The sequence below is a fragment of the Terrisphaera buseokensis genome, from assembly GCF_047521145.2.
Classification (GTDB): Bacteria; Verrucomicrobiota; Verrucomicrobiia; order Opitutales; family Opitutaceae; genus ER46.
The window spans coordinates 7,060,395-7,079,724 of record NZ_CM134186.1 but is presented as its reverse complement, the minus strand read 5'-3'; the positions used below and the strand labels follow the sequence as shown (position 1 = coordinate 7,079,724).

16 protein-coding genes are annotated in these 19,330 nt (G+C 66.4%); 6 read left to right on the top strand and 10 right to left on the bottom strand.

The window, feature by feature from the left end; all coding sequences use genetic code 11:
• Positions 1-68: 68 nt before the first annotated feature.
• Entirely contained in the window at positions 69-893 is an 825-nt protein-coding gene (locus ACLJEU_RS26595) for a TrmH family RNA methyltransferase (RefSeq protein ID WP_414664624.1), read from the bottom strand.
• Positions 894-969: 76 nt separating this feature from the next.
• Between ACLJEU_RS26595 and ACLJEU_RS26590 the strand changes: the two genes are divergently transcribed.
• The 3 genes from ACLJEU_RS26590 to ACLJEU_RS26580 all read left to right on the top strand — a co-directional run bounded on the left by ACLJEU_RS26590 (position 970) and on the right by ACLJEU_RS26580 (position 7,257).
• Complete coding sequence (locus tag ACLJEU_RS26590) at positions 970-2,265, top strand: class I SAM-dependent RNA methyltransferase (RefSeq protein WP_414664623.1); 1,296 nt, start codon at positions 970-972, stop codon at positions 2,263-2,265.
• Between the two features lie 77 nt (positions 2,266-2,342).
• The gene (locus tag ACLJEU_RS26585) at positions 2,343-4,664 is read left to right on the top strand and encodes a choice-of-anchor tandem repeat GloVer-containing protein (protein ID WP_414664622.1); all 2,322 of its coding nucleotides are present in this window, start codon (positions 2,343-2,345) and stop codon (positions 4,662-4,664) included.
• 307 nt (positions 4,665-4,971) lie between these two features.
• On the top strand, positions 4,972-7,257 hold the full coding sequence (locus tag ACLJEU_RS26580) for a hypothetical protein (protein WP_414664621.1): 2,286 nt from the start codon (positions 4,972-4,974) through the stop codon (positions 7,255-7,257).
• Between the two features lie 274 nt (positions 7,258-7,531).
• Here ACLJEU_RS26580 and ACLJEU_RS26575 read toward each other — a convergent pair whose 3' ends face one another.
• The 6 genes from ACLJEU_RS26575 to ACLJEU_RS26550 form a co-directional block, all read right to left on the bottom strand.
• Positions 7,532-8,293, bottom strand: a complete 762-nt coding sequence (locus ACLJEU_RS26575; protein ID WP_414664620.1) for a lipoate--protein ligase family protein — start codon at positions 8,291-8,293, stop codon at positions 7,532-7,534.
• Positions 8,294-8,501: 208 nt separating this feature from the next.
• Positions 8,502-9,434 carry an SDR family oxidoreductase gene (locus ACLJEU_RS26570; RefSeq protein WP_414664619.1) on the bottom strand — a complete coding sequence of 311 codons (933 nt, stop codon included), beginning with the start codon at positions 9,432-9,434 and terminating at the stop codon, positions 8,502-8,504.
• On the bottom strand, positions 9,431-9,895 hold the full coding sequence (gene sixA / locus ACLJEU_RS26565) for a phosphohistidine phosphatase SixA (protein ID WP_414664618.1): 465 nt from the start codon (positions 9,893-9,895) through the stop codon (positions 9,431-9,433). The genes ACLJEU_RS26570 and sixA overlap by 4 nt, the downstream gene beginning before the upstream one ends.
• Before the next feature lie 23 nt (positions 9,896-9,918).
• Entirely contained in the window at positions 9,919-11,484 is a 1,566-nt protein-coding gene (locus tag ACLJEU_RS26560) for an ATP-binding protein (RefSeq protein WP_414664617.1), read from the bottom strand.
• A 112-nt stretch (positions 11,485-11,596) separates the two neighbouring features.
• Positions 11,597-12,274, bottom strand: a complete 678-nt coding sequence (gene pdxH / locus ACLJEU_RS26555) for a pyridoxamine 5'-phosphate oxidase (protein WP_414664616.1) — start codon at positions 12,272-12,274, stop codon at positions 11,597-11,599.
• Positions 12,271-12,762: a cupin domain-containing protein gene (locus ACLJEU_RS26550; protein WP_414664615.1), complete on the bottom strand. Its 492-nt coding sequence runs from the start codon at positions 12,760-12,762 to the stop codon at positions 12,271-12,273. Before ACLJEU_RS26550 ends, pdxH begins: the two co-directional genes overlap by 4 nt.
• Before the next feature lie 188 nt (positions 12,763-12,950).
• Here ACLJEU_RS26550 and nadA point away from each other — a divergent pair, with 188 nt between their 5' ends.
• The 3 genes from nadA to ACLJEU_RS26535 are packed head-to-tail and all read left to right on the top strand — an operon-like array spanning position 12,951 to position 16,504.
• On the top strand, positions 12,951-13,994 hold the full coding sequence (gene nadA, locus ACLJEU_RS26545) for a quinolinate synthase NadA (RefSeq protein WP_414664614.1): 1,044 nt from the start codon (positions 12,951-12,953) through the stop codon (positions 13,992-13,994).
• Between the two features lie 57 nt (positions 13,995-14,051).
• Positions 14,052-14,951, top strand: a complete 900-nt coding sequence (gene nadC / locus ACLJEU_RS26540; protein ID WP_414664613.1) for a carboxylating nicotinate-nucleotide diphosphorylase — start codon at positions 14,052-14,054, stop codon at positions 14,949-14,951.
• Positions 14,948-16,504 carry an L-aspartate oxidase gene (locus tag ACLJEU_RS26535; protein ID WP_414664612.1) on the top strand — a complete coding sequence of 519 codons (1,557 nt, stop codon included), beginning with the start codon at positions 14,948-14,950 and terminating at the stop codon, positions 16,502-16,504. The genes nadC and ACLJEU_RS26535 overlap by 4 nt, the downstream gene beginning before the upstream one ends.
• 27 nt (positions 16,505-16,531) lie before the next feature.
• Here the strand turns inward: ACLJEU_RS26535 and ACLJEU_RS26530 are convergent, their stop codons facing one another.
• The 3 genes from ACLJEU_RS26530 to miaB all read right to left on the bottom strand — a co-directional run bounded on the left by ACLJEU_RS26530 (position 16,532) and on the right by miaB (position 19,229).
• Complete coding sequence (locus tag ACLJEU_RS26530; RefSeq protein WP_414664611.1) at positions 16,532-17,176, bottom strand: guanylate kinase; 645 nt, start codon at positions 17,174-17,176, stop codon at positions 16,532-16,534.
• 12 nt (positions 17,177-17,188) lie between these two features.
• Complete coding sequence (locus tag ACLJEU_RS26525; protein ID WP_414664610.1) at positions 17,189-17,728, bottom strand: hypothetical protein; 540 nt, start codon at positions 17,726-17,728, stop codon at positions 17,189-17,191.
• A gap of 115 nt (positions 17,729-17,843) precedes the next feature.
• Entirely contained in the window at positions 17,844-19,229 is a 1,386-nt protein-coding gene (gene miaB, locus ACLJEU_RS26520; RefSeq protein ID WP_414664609.1) for a tRNA (N6-isopentenyl adenosine(37)-C2)-methylthiotransferase MiaB, read from the bottom strand.
• Positions 19,230-19,330: the final 101 nt, after the last annotated feature.

The window sequence follows — 19,330 nt, the reverse complement described above, 5'->3', positions numbered from 1 at the left end:
ATTCGCGTCCATTGGCGTGATTCGCGGGAGGCCGAGTTGGCTGAGGTGGAAGCTCTCCCCCAATCTCCTTACCGCGTGCGCTGTCGGACCGCTTCGAACAGCGTGATGATCGTCGCCATGGCGACGTTGAGCGAATCGGCCTGTCCCGCCATCGGGATGCGCACGGGCACGTCGGCGTGCTTCAGCCAGAACTCGCTCAGGCCGTACTGTTCGCTGCCCATGATGACGGCGAGCGGCCCGCGGAGATCGACGTCGGAGTAGATTTTGTCCGCGGCGGGCGTCGTCGCGACCGTCCGGATTTTCTTTGCCTGCAGCCACGCCGCGACGCGGGCACTTTCCTCGACGACGAGCGGCACGGAAAACAGCACGCCGGTCGAGGCGCGCACGACGTTCGGATTGAAGATGTCGGTCACCGGGTCGCACACAATGACGGCGTCGCAGCCCGCGGCGTCCGCACTGCGCAGGATCGTCCCGAGATTGCCCGGCTTCTCGATTGCTTCGACCACAAGCAGAAACGGCGGCTTTGCGCCCGGGCCGCCGGCGCCGAGATCCAGGTCGTCGAGGGCGCGCTTCCATTGCGGGGCGACGGCGAGCAGGCCGTCGGGGCGTTCCCGATACGCGACCTTGGCGAAGGCGTCCTTGGACAACTCGAACAATTGCGCGCCCGCGGCCTCGGCTGAGGCGAGGAGGGCGGGTTCATTTTCGCCGAGAAACCATTCGGGGGAGAAGTACACTTCAACCAGCGGGATCTTTTTTTCCAGCGCGCGGCGAATCTCGCGGTAACCTTCGACGAGGAACACCCCGGCTTCATCGCGCGACCGCCGGTCCCGCAGCTTCACGAGGTGCTTGATGCGGGGATTCTGGAGGCTGGAGATTTTTTCGGGTGCACCCACGGAAGGGAGGTCACCACGAAACACACGAAACACACGAAAGAAAAACCGCCTCGTTTATCCGGCATTCGTGTATTTCGTGTGTTTCGTGGTTAAGAAGAAAAAATTCAACGATCAGCCGTTCGCGTATCACGCCGAGATCGAACTCGAGATCGCCACGCTGACGAATCTCGGCTCCGGCCTGGGCCGGATTCAGCTCGTCTCGACCGGTTCCGACGATCCGAATCCCGACGCTTCAGCCCGCCGTAGCCTCGGCGAAGGCGGCTGGGTGGTGATGGTGCCGTTCACGCTGCCGGGCGAACGCGTGCGCGCGCGGGTGTTTCGCAACCACAGGAATTTTTCCGAGGCGGATCTGGTCGAGGTATTGACGCCGTCGCCGGACCGCGTGACGCCGCGCTGCGCATTGTTCGGGCGGTGTGGCGGCTGCCAGTATCAACATCTCGCTTACCCGGCGCAGCTCGAATGGAAACGCCGGCAGGTTGCCGAGCTGCTGCAGCACATGGCGGGCATTCCCGACTTTCCCGTGGCGCCGGTGGTCGGTTCGCCGCGCGAGTTCAACTACCGCTCGAAAATCACGCCGCACTTCAACCCGCCGCGCGGGCCGGCGCCGATTCCGATTGGGTTTCTGCGCCAGGGAACGCGCTTCGACATCGTCGACGTGCCGCAGTGTCCGATTGCGACCGAGGGCATCAACGAGCGGCTCACGACGGTGCGTGAACGCGTCCGCGCCCAGCAGGAAACCTACACGCGCGCGGCGACGCTGCTGCTGCGCCAGGCGAGCGGCGAGGTCACGACCGATTACGATGCGGTCATCACCGAAACCGTCGGCGATCTGAAGCTGCACTTTCTCGCGCGCGATTTCTTTCAGAACAATCCGTTCATCCTGCCGGCCTTCACCCGCTACGTGCGGGAGCAGGCGGCGGCGAGCGGGGCGCGGTTCCTCGTCGATGCTTATTGCGGCAGCGGGTTGTTCGCGTTGAGCGCGGCGTCGGCGTTCGAGCGCGTGGCCGGCATCGAGATCAGCGAGAGCAGCGTTCGCTTCGCGCGGGAGAACGCCGCCGCCAACGGCATCGCGAACGCCGCGTTCACCGCGGGCGATGCGTCCGCGATCTTTGCCGGCCTGGATCCGGCGTTTGCGCCGGCCGACACCGCCGTCGTGATCGATCCGCCGCGCAAAGGCTGCGACGAATCCTTCCTCACCCAGCTCTTTGCGTTTCGTCCGCGGGCCGTGGTTTACGTTTCCTGCGATCCGGCGACGCAGATGCGCGACTTGAAGAGCTTTCTCGCGGCCGGCTACACGCTCGCGGCCGCGCAGCCGTTTGATCTATTTCCCCAGACGCGGCACCTGGAGTGCGTGCTGACCTTGCGCTTATAAAGTAGGGACCGCCGGCAGCGTGCCCTTGCCATGCTAGCCCTGAATCGGCTGTGTCGGCAGGCCCAAACGGCGTTCCCATGAAGACGAATTTTACCCGCCGGTTCTGCGTGTGGGTCGCCGCCGCTCTGGTTACAGTGGCGTCTGCTCTCGCGCAGACCACCCGGATCTACACGTTCGCCACCAGCGGCGACACCATCCTGGCCAATTTCGTGCAGGCTCCCGATGGCACGCTGTATGGCGTCACCCGCCAGGGGGGAAGTACCAGCAACGGCTACCTCTTTCGGCTTCGGCCGGACGGCTCGGACTATCAGGTCGTCCACGGTTTCACGGCCGCTGAGCTGGGTGCCGGGCGGCCGGAGAATGCGCTCGTGCTCGGAGCCGATGGCGCGCTCTACGGCACGACGGAGACCGGAGGCAGCGCCGGCTTCGGCACGGTTTACACGATCAACACCGACGGCTCCGGTTTCAGGGTGCTGCACTCGTTCACCACCGGCACCACGACCGCCACGCTGACCGCCGACGGTGGCGCGCCCCGCGGCGGGCTGGTGTTTGCCGCCGATGGGAATCTTTACGGTCTTACCTCGCGCGGTACCGCCACCGCCGGTGCGACGCTCAATGACAGCAACGGGGTCATCTATCGGGTCGCACCAGACGGCTCCGATTACCGCGTCCTTTACTCGTTCGATCAGAAACTGGCGGCCATTGGCGGGATCCTGCCGATGGCCCTCATCCAAGGCCGGGACGGCCTGCTTTACGGCACGCTGCAGGCCGTGGGCGTGACCGCGGTCGGCGGAATTTTCAGCATCCGGACCGACGGCACCGGCTTCACGTTGCTCACCGGCTTCTCGCGTGCGGTGCCGGCGAACGGTTTCGGCCCGCGTACACCCGTGGTGCATGCCGTCGACGGCTTCATCTACGGCACGACGGTGGGCGGCGGGTCGCGCAATGTCGGCACCGTCTTTCGCATGCGCACCGACGGCACGGGCTACCAAGTGATCTACTCCTTTGTATCCGCGAACCAAAGCAACGGCTACAACCCGGCGGGCGCTTTTTTCCAGGGCCGAGATGGTTCGCTTTACGGTCGCACGATTGAAGGCGGTGCCTTCGTCAACGGTGAAGGCGACATCTACAAGATCCTCACCAATGGCACCGGGCTGCGCCGACTGCACAGCTTCGACTTGGGAGAAACGACGCCGGTCGTGTTCCAAGGCCTCGACGGGGCGATCAATACGATCGGTCGCGTCGAGACCGGGCGCACAACCGTGGGCAACACGACCCGCATCACCACCGCTGACACCATCTACCGCATCGTCGAGGTCCCCGGCCTGACGATCACGCTGCAACCGGAAAGCCAGACCATCGCGCCGGGCGGCATCGCCAATTTCAGAGTGATCGCGCCCGGCGCGACCACCTATCAATGGCAGCGTGACGGCACCAACATCGCCGGCGCCACGGCCGACCGCTATGCGATCGTCAACCTCACGCCGGCGGCGAATGGCACCTACACCGTGGTGGTCGGCAACGGCAATCCTGCGGACAGCACGACGAGCGCCGGGGCAGTGCTGCGGGTGGGCATCCCAAACCCCGGACGGCTCATCAACCTCTCGATTCTCACCTCGATCCCCGCGGCGGGCGATTCGTTTACCCTGGGCTATGTGGTCGGCGGCAGCGGAACCTCCGGTGCGAAGCCCCTGGTCATTCGCGCGGCCGGCCCCTCGCTGAGCGCACTGGGAGTTACGGGCACCTTGAACGACCCGAAGATCGAGTTGTTCGCGGGCCCGGTGAAGACGAATGAGAACGACAACTGGGGCGGCGCCCCGGCCATCGCCACCGCCATGGCCAATGTCGGCGCGTTTCCCTATTCCGGCCTCCAGTCGCTCGACTCCGCGGTCGTCGCCAACCTTCCGAGCGGAGACAACTCCGTCCGCGTGTCCGCGGCCGGCAGCGGCACGGGCACCGTCATCGCTGAAATCTACGACGCCAGTCCCGCCGGCACCTTCGTCGCCGCCACTCCGCGGCTCGTCAACGTGTCGGTGCTCAAACACCTCGGCACCGGGCTGACCGCCGGTTTTGTGATCGCCGGCCAGGACGCCAGGACGGTGTTGATTCGCGCGGTGGGACCGACGCTCGGCGCGGCTCCGTTCAACGTGCCCGGCGTGGTGGCCGATCCGCAGCTCACGCTGTTCTCCGGTCAGACCCGGATTGGCTCCAACGACAATTGGGGTGGCACCGCCACGCTCAGCGCAGCGTTCGCCCAAGTGGGAGCGTTCACATTGCCGCCGACCTCAACCGACGCCGCGCTGCTCATCTCGCTCGCGCCTGGATCGTACACCGCCCAAGTCAACGGCGCCAACAACACCACCGGCATCGCACTCGTGGAGGTCTACGAGGTGCCGTAAGGTCCGGTTACCGTCGGGTGTGAGAGCGTCGTATCCCTGACGGCAGGACGGTCGCCCGCGAATCACGCGAACAGACGCGAATCAGCGAACGCCGATGATTTCGATGCAGCGGCAGCTGCGTGGCGCCGACAAATTTTGGTCTATCTCTGAGATTCGGGTTCGTTCGCGTGATTCGCGGGAGGCCTGCGGTGGTCCCTGCTTGGTGAGGTTGTCGGAATTCGGACCGTCCGGTTGTCGGCTATAACCTACTTCTTGTTGTTGCCACCTCGTGACGGCTCCTTTCAACCTTTCGCCTTCCCCCTCGACCATGTCCTCCTCCGCTGCCTCCAGTCCCGCTCACACTTGGAAATTTTTCCGCACCGGCGGACTCGACCAAGTCACCCTCGAATCCGGTGCCGACCTCCTTGCGCTCGGCAACCTCGATCAAAAACTATGGGTGGCACTCAGCTGCCCGGTGAAGGGTTTGGAACTCGATGAAAAGACGCTCGCACTCATCGACACCGACGGCGACGGCCGCATCCGGGTGCCCGAATTGATCACCGCCATCAACTGGGCGGCGGGTCATCTGAAGGACGCCGGCGTGCTGCTCAAGGAATCCGATTCACTCCCGCTCGCGGCGTTCAACGACGCGACGCCCGAGGGCAAGGCCCTGCTGGCTTCCGCGAAACAAATTCTCGCCAACCTGGGCCAGAAGACCGACGTCATCTCGCTCGCCGACGCTTCCGATACCGCGAAGATTTTCACGGGCACGAAGTTCAACGGCGACGGCGTGATCACCGCCGGTTCGACGACGGACGCGGCGCTCAGCCAGCTCATTGTCGACATCATTGCCACCAAGGGCTCGGTCGCCGATCGCAGCGGCGTTGCGGGTGTCAGCCAAGCCCAGATCGACGCGTTCTTCGCCGACTGCGCCGCTTTCGCGGCGTGGAGCGCGGCCGGAGCGGGTCCGGACGTCGCACCGCTCGGTGCGGGCACCGCTGCCGCGCTCGCCGCGGTCAAAGCGATCCGCGCGAAGGCGGACGACTATTTTTCTCGTTGCCGCCTCGCGGCGTTCGACGCCCGGGCAACCGCCGCGGTCAATCGCGCGGAAACGGAATTCGCCGTCGTGTCGGCGAAAGACATGGCTGCGAGTCTCTCTGAGATCGCGCATTTCCCCCTCGCCCGTGTCGAGGCCGGCCGGGCGCTGCCGCTCGCCGACGGCGTCAATCCTGCCTGGGCCGGTGCCGCCGCCGCACTGCTCGCCGCCGCCGTCACGCCGGTATTCGGCGCGGGCAAGACGTCCCTGACCGCCGCCGAGTGGACCGGGCTCAATGCGAAACTCGCCGCCTTCGAGGCCTGGTCGGCCGCGAAAGCCGGTGCGGCCGTCGAGGCGCTCGGCTTGGATCGCGTCAAGGCCATCCTCGCCGGCAAGGGCAAGGACGCCCTCACCGCGCTGGTCGCGCAGGACGCGGCGCTCGCCCCCGAGGCCGCGGCCATCTCGAACCTTGAGAAACTGCTGCGTTACGCGCGCGACCTCCGCGCGCTGCTGCACAATTTCGTCAACTTCGCCGATTTCTACTCGCGCGATCGCTGGGCGGCCTTCCAAGCCGGCACGCTCTATCTCGACAGCCGCTCGTGCGAACTGTGCATCAAGGTGGATGCCCCGCATCCGCTCGCCGCGATGAGCAAGGCCTACATCGCCTACGTGAACTGCACGCGCCCGGGTAGCGCACCGATGAACGTCGCCTGCTGCTTCAGCCAGGGTGACAGCGACTACCTGTTCGCCGGTCGTCACGGTGTGTTCTACGATCGCAAGGGCCGCGACTGGGATGCCGTGATCACCAGCATCGTCGACAACCCGATCAGCCTGCGCCAGGCGTTCTGGTCGCCGTACAAGAAATTCGTCCGCATGATCGACGAGATGGCGGCCAAGCGCGCCGCCGCCGCGGATGCCGCCGCCAACGATCGTCTCGGCAAGGCCGCCGACAAAGCCGTTTCCGCCGCAGCCGATGCCGCCGCCCGCCAGGCCGCTGCCCAAGCCGCGTCCGCCCCGGGCAAACCGGTCGAGCCGCCGAAGAAACTCGATGTCGGCGTGGTCGCCGCGTTGGGCGTCGCCGTCGGCGCCATCGGTGGTGCGCTCGCCACCGTCGGTGCAAAGCTCTCGGAGATGCACTGGTGGCAGCTCCCGCTGATTGTCATCGGCGTGATGCTCGCGATTTCGCTTCCCGCGGTGCTCATCGCGTTCCTCAAGCTGCGCCAGCGCACGCTCGGTCCGATCCTTGATGCCAACGGCTGGGCGATCAACGGCCGCGTGAAGATCAACATTCCGTTCGGCACCGCGCTCACGGCCCGCGCCATCCTGCCGGATGGTTCGATCCGCTCGCTCGAGGATCCGTACGAGGACAAGGAAGCCGCCTCGCGTCGTCGCCGCACCATCACGATCATCGTGCTGTTGCTCGCCGGCTATCTCACCCTGTGCAGCTACCAGCCCATGGAAGCGACGCACTGGAGCGGCTGGAACTGGAAGCCCTGGGCGAAGGTCGAGCCCGTCGCTCCGGTTGCGCCGGTGGCCCCGACGGCTCCCGCCGCCGCCCCGGCTGCGCCCGCCAAGTAATGGCAATCGACCTTTGCTTTTGGACCTCGTGATCGATCGTGGCTACGAGCACCAGCGAGTGGCCGAACCACCACTCGCTGGCGCTAGCAGCCGCGGCTAAAGTCCAAAAACAAAGGGCGATTGGTATAAGCGATCGCCGCATCTCTCAAACCAAGCCCGCGGGAATTTCCCGCGGGCTTTTTTGTGCCGGGAGGCCCGGGAGCGCAGGCCTCCGGCCTGCAATTCACGCGAACATCCTGGAGCAGGCGGGACACCTGAGCTCCCGGGTACGCCCTCAGCGATACTCGATCCACTCGGTGGACGCATACTGTTCCGCGAGACCGCTGACTTCGTCGTCGTTGAGTTCGGGCCACGGCACGGTTTCAGGGACGCAGTCCAACGCAACGCCCAGCTGGCTGATGAAGTCCTCCGCAAACTGGTCCCAATCGACCGTTGCAGTCCCCACGGCGGATCGGGCGATCGATCCTTGGAAGAGCAGGCCGTGCTTGTTCCGCTTCTGCGCCGCGCCCGCGATCTTCACGCCCGTCGATGCCAGCACCACATCGTGAAGTTCCGCGCGCTGGAAACACACGCCTGGTGTCGCCACCGGGCCCGCCGCGGGAGCCTGGGCCGCCTGCGCAGCGCCGGTGCGCTCGCTGCCGGGCTCAACGACGGACGTCTGCGTGATCGCATCGACCTGCTGCGCGCGCAACGCCTCCGCGAGTGCCTCGTGAATCAGGCGGTAACTCTGCGTGGCCGAAACTTCCTCGAGCGGATGGCCGCGCGGGATCACGAGTGCGTAGGTCCAGTCGTCCCGGTGATCGACGATTCCGCCTCCGGTCTGCCGACGGCAAAGATCAAATGTTTCACCCGGCGGCAGCTGCGTGCGGACGAAGTCGATTTTCTGCGAATAGCCGAAAGTGAACGCCGGTGCGCGCCACTCGTAGTGGCGAAAGCGCGGCACCGCGGCGCGCGGGTAACGCTGCAGCAGCAGAAAATCCACCGCCATGTTCTCGGCGGCACCGGCGGTGCGAGTGGGAAGGATTTCCAGAATCATGCGACGCGGGAGAACGCACAGCACGCGGCCGCGAAAGCCAAGGGAACTCTCCACCTTTTCATGCGGGAGCGCTGAACCGCGCGGCCTTAGCCTTCGGACTTCGACCGTGGCTATGAGCGCCAGCGCGTGGGGACGGCCGCGCTCTGGCGCTCCCAGTCACGGCCCATCCACGAGCCACAAGCCAGCGGCGATGGGAATGATACGCCCGTCACTGCAAACCCAGATACCACGCGCGACACGGCGGCGGGACGTTCAGTTCGGCGAGCTGCTCGGCCACGGCCTGCGGCCGCGTTTTGAGTTTCCCCGCCAGCGGCGAAATATTCAAGGCGAGCCGCGCCTGACGCTTTCGCGCGGCCTCCGGCACCTCTGCCCGCGCGACGGCGGTGATCGGCGCCTGGGTCGCAGTGAGCTTGAAGTGCTCGCGGATCGCCACGCCCAGCGCGTAACGCGAAACAAGTTCAGTGCCCGCCCAGTGAAAAATCCCGCGGAGATCCTGGCGCTCGCACAACTCGACCATCACCTCCGCGAGATTTTCGGCCGTGCACGTCTGGCGAAATTCATCCGTGAACAGGCGGGGCGTCCGGCCCGCGGCCCAGTCCGCAAAGAGGCGTTCGTGGTTGCTGCGCTGACCGCCGACGCTGTTGCCCATCAGGAGTGGCGCGCGGATCGTCACAGCGAAGTCCGCCGCCGCCGCGTGCACCGCCCGCTCGCTTTCGATCTTCTGGCGCCCGTAGAGATTGATGGGCGCGAGCGCATCGGTCGCGGCGTACGGCTTCGAATGCGTGCCGTCGAACACCTGTTCCGAGGAGAGATGCACGAAGCGCGCGCTGACGTGATGCGCCAGCCGGGCGAGAGTCGTCGGCAGCGTGACGTTCAGCGCCTGCGCGAGCGCGGGATTCGCGTCGCACTGCTCCGGCACCGACACCGCCGCACAGTTCACGATGGCCTCGGGAAACGCGTCGAGCACCGCGGCCGTGGTGGCGGCATCGTTGCTCAGATCGACCTGTTGTTTGACCTCCAGACCATCGATGGCGCCGGGGAACGCGCCGACCAATCCGATCACGCGGTGTCCGCGACGCTTCGCCGCACGGGCGAACGCAGAACCCACCAGACCGGACGCACCCGTGAGCAGAATGGTCATGCGACAAGATCAGGGTGGATGTGCCAGCGCACCATCCAGTGATCGCCGATGCCCTCGAGCGCCAGGACAGCAGCCTTCTTCATCACGAACTTCGCCGGCTCCGGCTTTCCGGCGATGAGCAGCGAGGCCAGCGAGCTGAGGTGGGGTTCGTGGCCCACGATCGCGATCGGCACCGTCGCGGCCTTGATCCGGCGCGCAATTGCGCGGGGATCGTCCTCGGGCTCCAGGTCGGGCATCAGTGTGACGGATACGTCGAGATGCAGCCGTTTTGCCAGCAATGCCGCCGTCTCCTGCGAGCGGACGAGCGGACTATGCCAGAACTCCTCCGGCTGAAACTCCTTCGTCTGCTTCAGAAACGCAGCGATCGATCGCACCTGCGCCGTGCCGCGGTCGCTGAGCGGACGCTCGGGATCCTCGCCGGCATCGACGGCGTGGGCGTGGCGGATGAGGTAGACCAGCATGGGCGATTTCCTCGCGCGCGGGATCAGGTGTCGAGCAACTTGCGCGCGGCGCGCATCAGCTCGCTGAGCGCGTACGGTTTGTTGATCACGGCCTGACGCCCGGGCGGAATCCAGCCGACGGGCATCTTGAAATCGTTCTGGCTCGTGCAGAGCACGCGCAGGCCCGGACAGGCATCGACCAGCCGGCGGGCGAATTTTTCGCCCTCACCGGCGAGCGATCCGATGAACAGATGGAACGGCCGCGATGGCATCGGCTCGCGGGCCGCATCCGTGAATGATTTTCGCGCGGTCACGCGGTAACCGTCGGACGTGAGGATGCCGGCGACCATCTTGCGCACGACGTCGTCCTCCTCGACGAGCAGCACGTTTTCGCTGCCGCGCATCGACTGCAGCGGCGTCATGATCGGCGGCGTTTCCACCACGGGTTCGTTTGCGGGCGGCAGCAACACCTCGAAGGTCGAGCCGACGAGCACTTCGCTCCGCACCGAGATGTAACCGCCGCTCTGCTGCACCACGCCGTAGACCAGCGCGAGCCCGAGGCCCGTGCCCTTGCCCTCGGGCTTCGTGGTGAAGAAGGGCTCGAAGAGATGCTTCTGCGTCTCGGCGTCCATGCCCGTGCCGTTGTCCGCGATCGTGAGCGTGACATAGCGGCCGGGCGGAATGTCCGCGGGCCGCCGCGTTTCGCCGGGGCCGATGTCGCGCACCGCGGTGCTGACGCGAATGTGGCCGTCGTCCCGCAGGGCGTCGCGGGCGTTGAGGATCAGGTTGAGAATGACCTGCTGGAACTGCGCGGGGTCGGTGCGCACGTTGGGCAGGCCCGCGGTCAGCTCGAGCTGGAGTTTGCCGGCGTCGCCGAGCAGTCGCTGGAGAATCTCCGCGTTCTCGTGAATCAGCGTATTCAGGTTGATGACACGCGCATCGAGCGGCCGGCGGCGGCTGAACGCGAGCAGCTGCTGCGTGAGGGCGGCGGCCTTGCGGCCCGCATGATGGATTTCGGCCACCTCGCGCATCGCCTGCGGATTCGCCGAGACGTGGGCGGCGAGGATCTCGCAGTAGCCGTTGATGACGGAGAGCAGGTTGTTGAAGTCGTGCGCGACGCCGCCGGCGAGGCGGCCCACGGCGTCGAGGCGCTGCGCGTGCACGAGCGCCTCCTGCAGCCGCCGTTTTTCCGTCTGGTCGCGATAGGTCGCGACCACGTGCGTCACGCGGCCGCGGGCGTTGAACAGCGGATCGAAGCTCCACGCGGTACTGATCGTCTTGCCATCACCGCGCACCAGCAGGCCGTCTCCCGTCAGGGGATGCCCGGGCCGCGCCTGCCGCAGCCAGCGGCGCAGGCGCGTCACATCAGCGGGATCGACGTGCAGCAGGCCGTGCGAGCGGCCGATCAGCTCGACGGCGGGCCGGCCGGTCATGGCGCAGAAGCTGTCGTTGACGAAAAGGATCTTCAGCCCGCGCGGGCCCCCGGAACACGCGGCAATGAACACGCCCTCGCTTTGCGCGCGCAAGGCAGCGGCGAGCAGCGACGGCGGAACCGTTTTTCCGGGGCGGTCACGGCGGAGCGGGCGGACGCTTTTTCGGCGGGGAGGCACGGGCGGGGATCAGATGACAGGAGACAGGAGACAAGAGACAGGGGACAGGTGACGGGGTACGGCGATCAGGAGCGTGATCGGTCTCCTGTCGCCCGTCTCCCGTCGCCTGAACTCACGGGGCGAGGCGTTCGACCACCCAGCCGTCCTTCTCGCGTCGATACCGCAGCCGATCGTGGAGGCGGCTGCGCCGGCCCTGCCAGAATTCGACGAGCTCCGGTGCGAGACGCCAGCCGCCCCAGTGCGGTGGCAGCGGCACGTCGCGGCCGGCGTATTTCTGTTCCAGCAGCTTCATGCTCTCCTCGAGCATGCCGCGGCCGGAGATGAGAGAACTTTGCTGCGAGACCCACGCGCCCAGCTGGCTCGCGCGGGGCCGGGAGTGGAAATAGGCCTCACTCTCTTCGCGCGGCACTTTTGTGACCGTGCCTTCGACAATCACCTGCCGCTCGAGCGCGAGCCAGGGAAACAGCAGCGTGGCGTGGGGATTGTCGTGCAGCTCCCGGCCCTTGCGGCTCTCGTAGTTGGAGAAAAACACGAAGCCGCGGCCGTCAAAACTCTTCAGCAGCACCGTGCGTCCCGCCGGCCGGCCGTCGCGCGACGCGGTGCAAAGCGTCATCGCGTTCGGCTCGGTTAACTTCGCCGCCTCGGCCTCCTGGAACCATTTTTCAAACTGGCGGAACGGATCCCGGGCGAGGTCGCTTTCCGTCAGGCCTGCGAGTGAGTATTCTTTTCTGAGGTCGGCCAGAGTCACGGCGTGACCGTGGCCGGAAGCCGGGGGCCTGTCAAAAATCATCTCGTCAGATCGCGAATCAATTCTGCGCCGTCGGGAAACGCGCGCTCGAGTTCCGCGCGCGCTCCGAGCGTGAAACCGGCGGGGTCCCAACCCGGCGACATCGTGCAGCCCAACAGCGCGAATCCCTTGCGCGCGGAGTCGCTGCGGCCGAGGTCAGTCGCAGCCAGGCGCGCGCCCTGCCACACGCCCGCGGGCACGACAAGTTGCGGCTGCTCGACGCCAAGAACGTCGGCGCCGAGGCGCACGCGCCGCAGCGATCCGTTCGCAGGATCGAGTTGGACGTGGTCAACGGCGTCGCCCGCGTAGAAGTGCCAGATCTCGTCGTGCGTCAGGCGATGCAGGGCGGAGAAAGCGTCGGGCGTGATCAGAAAGTAGATCGCCGTGCCCGTCGCGTTGTGCCAGGTCTGCCGGAAGAATCCGCCTTCTTCCGGGAGCGGTTCGAGGCCGAGTGAAGAGATGAGCTGCGCCGCCGCCGGAGAGTGTCGCATGCGTGAACTCAGCGCGGACTTGGGTCGCTCGGCAACACGCCGCTGCGGCGCTCGCAGCCTTTTGGAGGCAGGACGCGGATGGAACGTGCGCCGGCTTCCCGGCCATCCGCTTCATGCGCGAAATCCGCGGTCAAACCCTGAGAGATAACTTTGACCGCCCCGCGGAAGTGAATTTGCTGCACGCTGCCATGATCGCCACCGCTGATGCCATCGAACTCGAGACGGACCGACTGTTGCGGTCGCTCATGCACGTGGACTGCGACCCGCGTGGAAAGACCTGGAATTACGAGACGTGCCGGGCGATTGCGCCGCTCACCCTCGAGATCAACCAGCTGAAGCAGGAAAAGGACGCCGTCATCCTGGCCCACTCCTACGTCGAGCCGGAGATCATCTACGGTGTCGCGGATTTTCGCGGCGATTCGTATTTCCTCAGCATGAAGGCGCGCGAGGCCCGCGCGAAGGTCATCGTGTTTGCCGGGGTCGTGTTCATGGCCGAGACCGCGAAGATCCTCTCACCTGACGCCACCGTCGTGGTGCCGGATCGTGGCTCGGGCTGTTCACTGGCGGATTCCCTGACGGGCGCGCAGCTGCGCGAACTCAAGGCGCTCTATCCCGATGCCACGGTCGTCTGCTACATCAACAGCACGGCCGAGGTGAAGGCCGAGTCGGATGTCTGCGTCACTTCCGGCAACGTGTATCACATTGTTGAACACCTGCCCGCGAAACGCATCCTATTTGTCCCGGATCGGCTGATGGGCCAGAACCTGCGCGAGGAGCTGCGCCGGCGCGGCGTCGACAAGGAAATCATCACGTCGGACGGCACCTGCATGGTGCATGATCAGTTCACCCCCGACGACATCGCCGCGGCGCGGCATCGTTATCCCGGGTTGAAGGTGGTGTCGCACCCGGAGTGCCCGCCCGAGGTGGCGGAAGTGTCGGACTTCGTCGGCAGCACCGGCGCGATGATGAAGTATGTGAAGACCACGGGCGCGCCGTACTACCTGATGCTCACCGAGTGCGGGCTGGTCGGGCGCCTGCAGGTGGAGTCGCCCGAGAAGGAGTTCATCGGCGGCTGCCGGCTGTGCCCTTACATGAAGCTGAACTCGCTCGAGAAGGTGCGGGACGCATTGCGCGCGCCGCGCCCCGATCAGATCGTCACGCTCGATGAGGACATGCGTCGCCGTGCCGCGCGCTGCATCGAGCGGATGTTCGAGTTGTCGCCCACCGATTGAAGGCGCCGCGCCCCGTATTCTCTCCACCTGCGTGAACGCACTGTCCGCTGTTGCCCCATGATTTCACCCCGCACCGATCATCTCATCGACCTCGCGCTCGAGGAGGACGCCGGCCTGGGCGACGTCACCAGCCGCGCGATCTTCGATTCGCGCCACCGCTCCCGTGGTTTCATCGATGCGAAACAGGATCTCGTGCTGTGCGGACTCGACGTCGCCGCGCGCGTGTTCGCGCGGGTCGATCCGCAGGTGAAGGTCGCGGCGCTCGCGCGCGATGGCGATCGCGTGAAGCCGGGGGCGAAGGTGATGAGCGTGAGCGGGCCGACGGCCTCGTTGCTCACGGCCGAGCGCACCGCTTTGAATTTCCTGCAGCGCCTGTCCGGCGTCGCGACCCTCGCCCGGACGTTTGCCGACGCCGTGGCCGGCACCGGTGTCCGGATTGCCGATACGCGCAAGACGACGCCCGGCTGGCGGGCATTGGAGAAATACGCCGTGCGCTGCGGCGGCTGCGCCAATCACCGTTCGTCGCTGGGCGAGCACGTGTTGATCAAGGACAACCATATCGCCGCCGCCGGCTCGCTGACGCGCGCGGTGGAGCGGACCCGTGCGGCAGCGCCGCATCTCGCGAAGATCGAGGTCGAGGCGAAGACGCTGGCCGAGGTGAAGGAGGCGGTGCGCGCCGGAGCCGACGTGATTCTCCTCGATAACATGGCACCGGAGATGATTCGGCGGGCGGTGGCGCTCATCGCGGGCGGGGCGGTCGTCGAGGTGTCCGGTGGCGTGCGCTTGGCCACGCTGCGCGACTACGCGCTGCCCGGGGTCGACGTCATCAGCATCGGCGCGCTGACGCATTCCGCCACCGCGGTGGATTTGAGCCTCGATATCGTTGCGGGGAGCACGCGCGTCGCGCCGGCTTCGAAACGCCAAAGCGGGCGCACCGCCCGCGCCTCCAAGCGGTGAAGGTCCTGCGCACGGATTGCCTCGTCATCGGCTCCGGTCTCGCGGGCTCGGCCTACGCGTTGCGCGCGGCCGAGCTCGGGCTGAAGGTTGAACTGCTTTCGCTCGCCGATCCGATGGCGGCGAACAGCGACTGGGCGCAGGGCGGCATCATCTACGACAACACCGGCGATCCGCAGGCGCTCGCCCGCGACATCTTCGAGGCCAGCGATCGGACGGCGAATCCCGTCGCGGTCGATCATCTCGTGCGCGAAGGCCCGCGCGCGATCGAGGAGCTGCTGATCGATCAGCTCAACGTCGGCTTCGATCGCACGACGGCCGGCGCGCTGGACTTTACGCGTGAGGGCGGTCACAGCGCGCGGCGCATCATCCACACGAAGGACTCCACCGGGCATTCAATCCTCGCGGCGGTCGCGGCTCGCGTTGACGCGACCCCGCTGATCACCCGTCGCGCCGGCTGGGTCGCGATCGATCTCCTCACGCTGTCGCACAACTCCGAGGATCTGGCGGATCGCTATGAGCCGCTGACCTGCTTCGGCGCCTACGTGCTCGACTGCGAGTCGGGCGAGACCGTGGCCATCGTGGCGAAGAAAACCATTCTCGCAACGGGCGGGCTCGGGCAGATTTTCCTGCACACGACCAATCAACCGGGCAGCGTGGGGCACGGCGTCGCGATGGCGTATCGCGTGGGCGCGCGCCTGATCGATCTCGAGTACGTCCAGTTTCACCCGACGGTCTTTGCGAAGAAAAATGCGCCGCGCTTTCTCGTGACCGAGGCGCTGCGCGGCGAGGGCGGAGTGCTGCTCAATGCGCGCGGCGAACGTTTCATGGATGTGGTCGATCCCCGCGGGTCGCTGGCGTCACGCGACGTCGTCGCCCGGGCCATCAAGCAGGAGCTCGCGGGCAGCGGCGAGACGCACGCGCTGCTGGACTTGTCGGCGATGACGCCGGAGTTCATCCGCGATCGCTTTCCGACGATCTTCGAACGCTGCCTCGAGCACGGCATCGACATCACGCGCGAGCCGATCCCCGTGGTGCCGGCTGCGCATTTCGCCTGCGGCGGGGTGCACGCGGATTTGCACGGCCGCACGAATATCCGGAATCTGAATGCGATCGGTGAGACCGGCTGCACCGGGCTGCACGGCGCGAACCGCCTGGCGAGCACGTCGCTGCTCGAGTGCCTGGTGAGCGCGAAGTTTTGCGCGCTGGCCGATGGCACCGACGTCGCGCGCGGCACGTTTCGCCTGCCCGAACCGCGCGAATGGGAAAGCCCCACGCGCGATGCTGATCCCGTGCTCATCCGCCAGGACATGCTGCAGATTCAGCACACGATGTGGAACTACGCCGGCGTCGTGCGCTCGCCCAAGCGGTTGACCCGGGCCCGGCGCATCCTGATCGAGTTGCGCGAGGAGATTCAGAGCTTCTATCGCGGCTGCCGGTTGACGCGTGAGCTGATCGAGCTCCGCAACGCGATTCAGTCCGCGCTGCTCGTGGTGCACGCCGCGTCGCTCAATCCGCGGAGCAAGGGCTGTCACTACGTCATCGAGGAGCAGTGACGCTCCGCTCGCGGCGTGTGCGGGAACTCAAGCCCCGGCGGCGGTGGTGCGAGCCCGGGCGCGTTCGACGATGGCCAGGAGCGAGGCGAAATCCTCGTCGCGCGTGTGGCTCTCGATGGTGAAATCGAATTTGCCCGCTTCGCGCAGCTCGGCTTCGGCCGTGGCCATCCGGCGGGCGATCTCGTCCTCGTGATCCTTCGCCCGCTCCCGCATCCGCGCGATCAGGCGATCGCGATCGACCACGATGAAGATGGTCGTCAGCACGCGTTGCAGCCACGGCTCGCGCCGGGCCACCTGGCGGAGGCTCTCCACGCCCTGCACGTCGATGCTCATGACGAGGCTCTGGCCGCGGGCGAGCGGGTCAAAGACGCTCGATTTCAACGTGCCGTAAAGCCTGTCCTCGCGATCGCCGTGCACCTGCGCCCACTCAAGGAACTCACCCGCGGCGATGCGGCGGCGGAACTCGGCGGGAGCGAAGAAGTGATAGTGAACGCCGTTGACCTCGCCGTCGCGCGGCGATCGCGTCGTGGTTGTCACCACCCGTGAAAAATCCGGCCGTTCGTGAACCAGGCGATCGCAGAGCGTGCTCTTGCCGGAGCCCGCGGGGCCGGCGATGACGAGGAGCACCGGGACGGAGCCGGCCCGGGCCGGGTGCGAAGGCGAGGCGGACATGCGCGGCGGGCGTCAGTAGGTGAAGGCGACGATCGACAGCACCACGCCGTAGGCGGCGAGCGCGCCGCCGATCCCCCGCGCGCGCGAGGGCTGGGCAAACAGCCAGCTGAAGAAATCGCGCAGCCGCCACGGCTGGGCACCGAGCACGATGGCGCCGGACAGCGCGAGATAGACGATGCTCACCATCAGCAGGCGCTGCGGTTTGTCGTATTCCATGTAGGCCGCCTGGAGCAGCGGCATCGCGCCCATCAGCACCACGGCGGCGAGCCCGCGCACCGCGAGAAAGTCGGGCACGCACTTGAAGGAGAGGACCGCCACGATCAGGAATCCGATAAACAGATAGGTCCGGTACTCGCCGAAGTCGGCCGGCGACAGATTCCAGATCGCGTACAGGAACCACGCCGCGCCGGCGCCGAAGAACAGGTAGGCGGCGGCAGTCGAGCGCGGAAACGCCTTCAACATCGCAGTGTACCCCGAGTGATTAAGCACCAGCGGAACGCCGAGCAGGATCAGCAGCAGTCCGGGTATGAGCGTGGCGAGGGTGAGGGACATCGGAGAGGCGCGGGAAGTTGAGCGTTGAGAGCTGAGAGTTGAGAGCAAATCCAGGAGTTGCAGGAGTGTGGTTCGGATCGGTGGCGACGAGGGTTTTTCTCTCAACTCTCACCTCTCAACCATTCACTCCCGCGAGCACCAGCTCCCCATAAAGCGTGCTGACACTCGCGCGCTCGATCTTCAAGGGCACGAGCTGGCCGACGAGGCGCGGGTCGGCATCGAACACACACACGCGATTGCCGCGGGTGCGGCCGGTGAAATGCGTGCCGCTCTTGTCCCGGCCTTCGACGAGCACTTCCTCAATCGTGCCCACGAGCTGCGCGGTGCGGCGCAGGGAATTCTTCTGCAGGATCTCGAGCAGGATCTGGTTGCGCTGCTCCTTCACCTCGTCCGGCACCTGATCCGCCAGCCCGGCTGCCGGCGTGCCGCTGCGGATGCTGTACTTGAAGACGTACGCCATGTCGTAGTTGCACGCTTCGAACAGCTCGCGCGTCTGCGCGAAATCCTCCTCGGTCTCGCCCGGGAAGCCGACGATCACATCCGTCGAAAAATACATGTCGGGCTGCACGGCGCGCAGGGCGTCCACGATCTCGCGGTAACGCTCGCGCGTGTACGGCCGGTTCATCGCGCGCAGGATGCGATCGCTGCCGCTCTGCAACGGCAGGTGCACGTAGCCGCAGAGTTTCGGCAGCCGGCCGTAGGCCGCGACGAGGTCGTCCTTGAACCCGCGCGGGTGCGGCGACGTGAAACGAATGCGCTCGATGCCGTCGATCGCGTGCACGCGCTCGAGCAGTTGCACGAAGGGCGTCACGCCGCCGGTGTGCGCGTAGTCGCGCCGGCCGTAGCTGGTGACGATCTGCCCGAGCAGGGTGACTTCGCGCACGCCGCGCGCGGCCAGCGCCTGGCACTCGGCCACGATGTCCTCCATTGGCCGCGAACGCTCGTCGCCGCGCGTCTTCGGCACGATGCAGAAGGCGCAATCCATGTTGCAGCCCTGCTGGATGGAAACAAAGGCACTGACCGGGGCTTCGCCGGCCTCCTCGCCGGGAGCGTCGTGCGCGAGATGATCCTTGATCGTGTTCTGCGAGCCCGCCTCTTCCGCGATGTCGACGATCGTCTCGCCGATCGGCAGCCCGGCCTCACGCGCGGCGCGGAGATTGTCGAGATAGCCGGGCACCTGGTGAAATTTCTGCGTCCCGATGATCAGGTCGACGTCAGGGAGTTGCTCGAGCAGCGAAGCGCCGCGGTTCTGCGCCATGCAGCCAAGGATTCCCAAAACGAAGTCCGGCTGCTTTTTCTTCCGCTGCTGCAGGTAGCCCGCCTTGCCGATTGCCTTCTGTTCCGCGGCGTCGCGCACGCTGCAGGTGTTCAACAGAAGAATGTCGCACTCCTGTTCGTTCGCCACGATCCGGTACCCGCGCGCGCGCAGCATCGCCGCGACCGCCTCGCTGTCGCGTTCGTTCATCTGACACCCGTAGGTTTTGATGTGGACTCGGTTCAATCTGGGAGGGTTGTAGCTATCCGGGCCGCGCAGCGGGTCAACGCGGGAAACCGCTCCGATTTGCCGCGGCGGCGAAGCCAATGCGCCCACGGCGGCCGCTG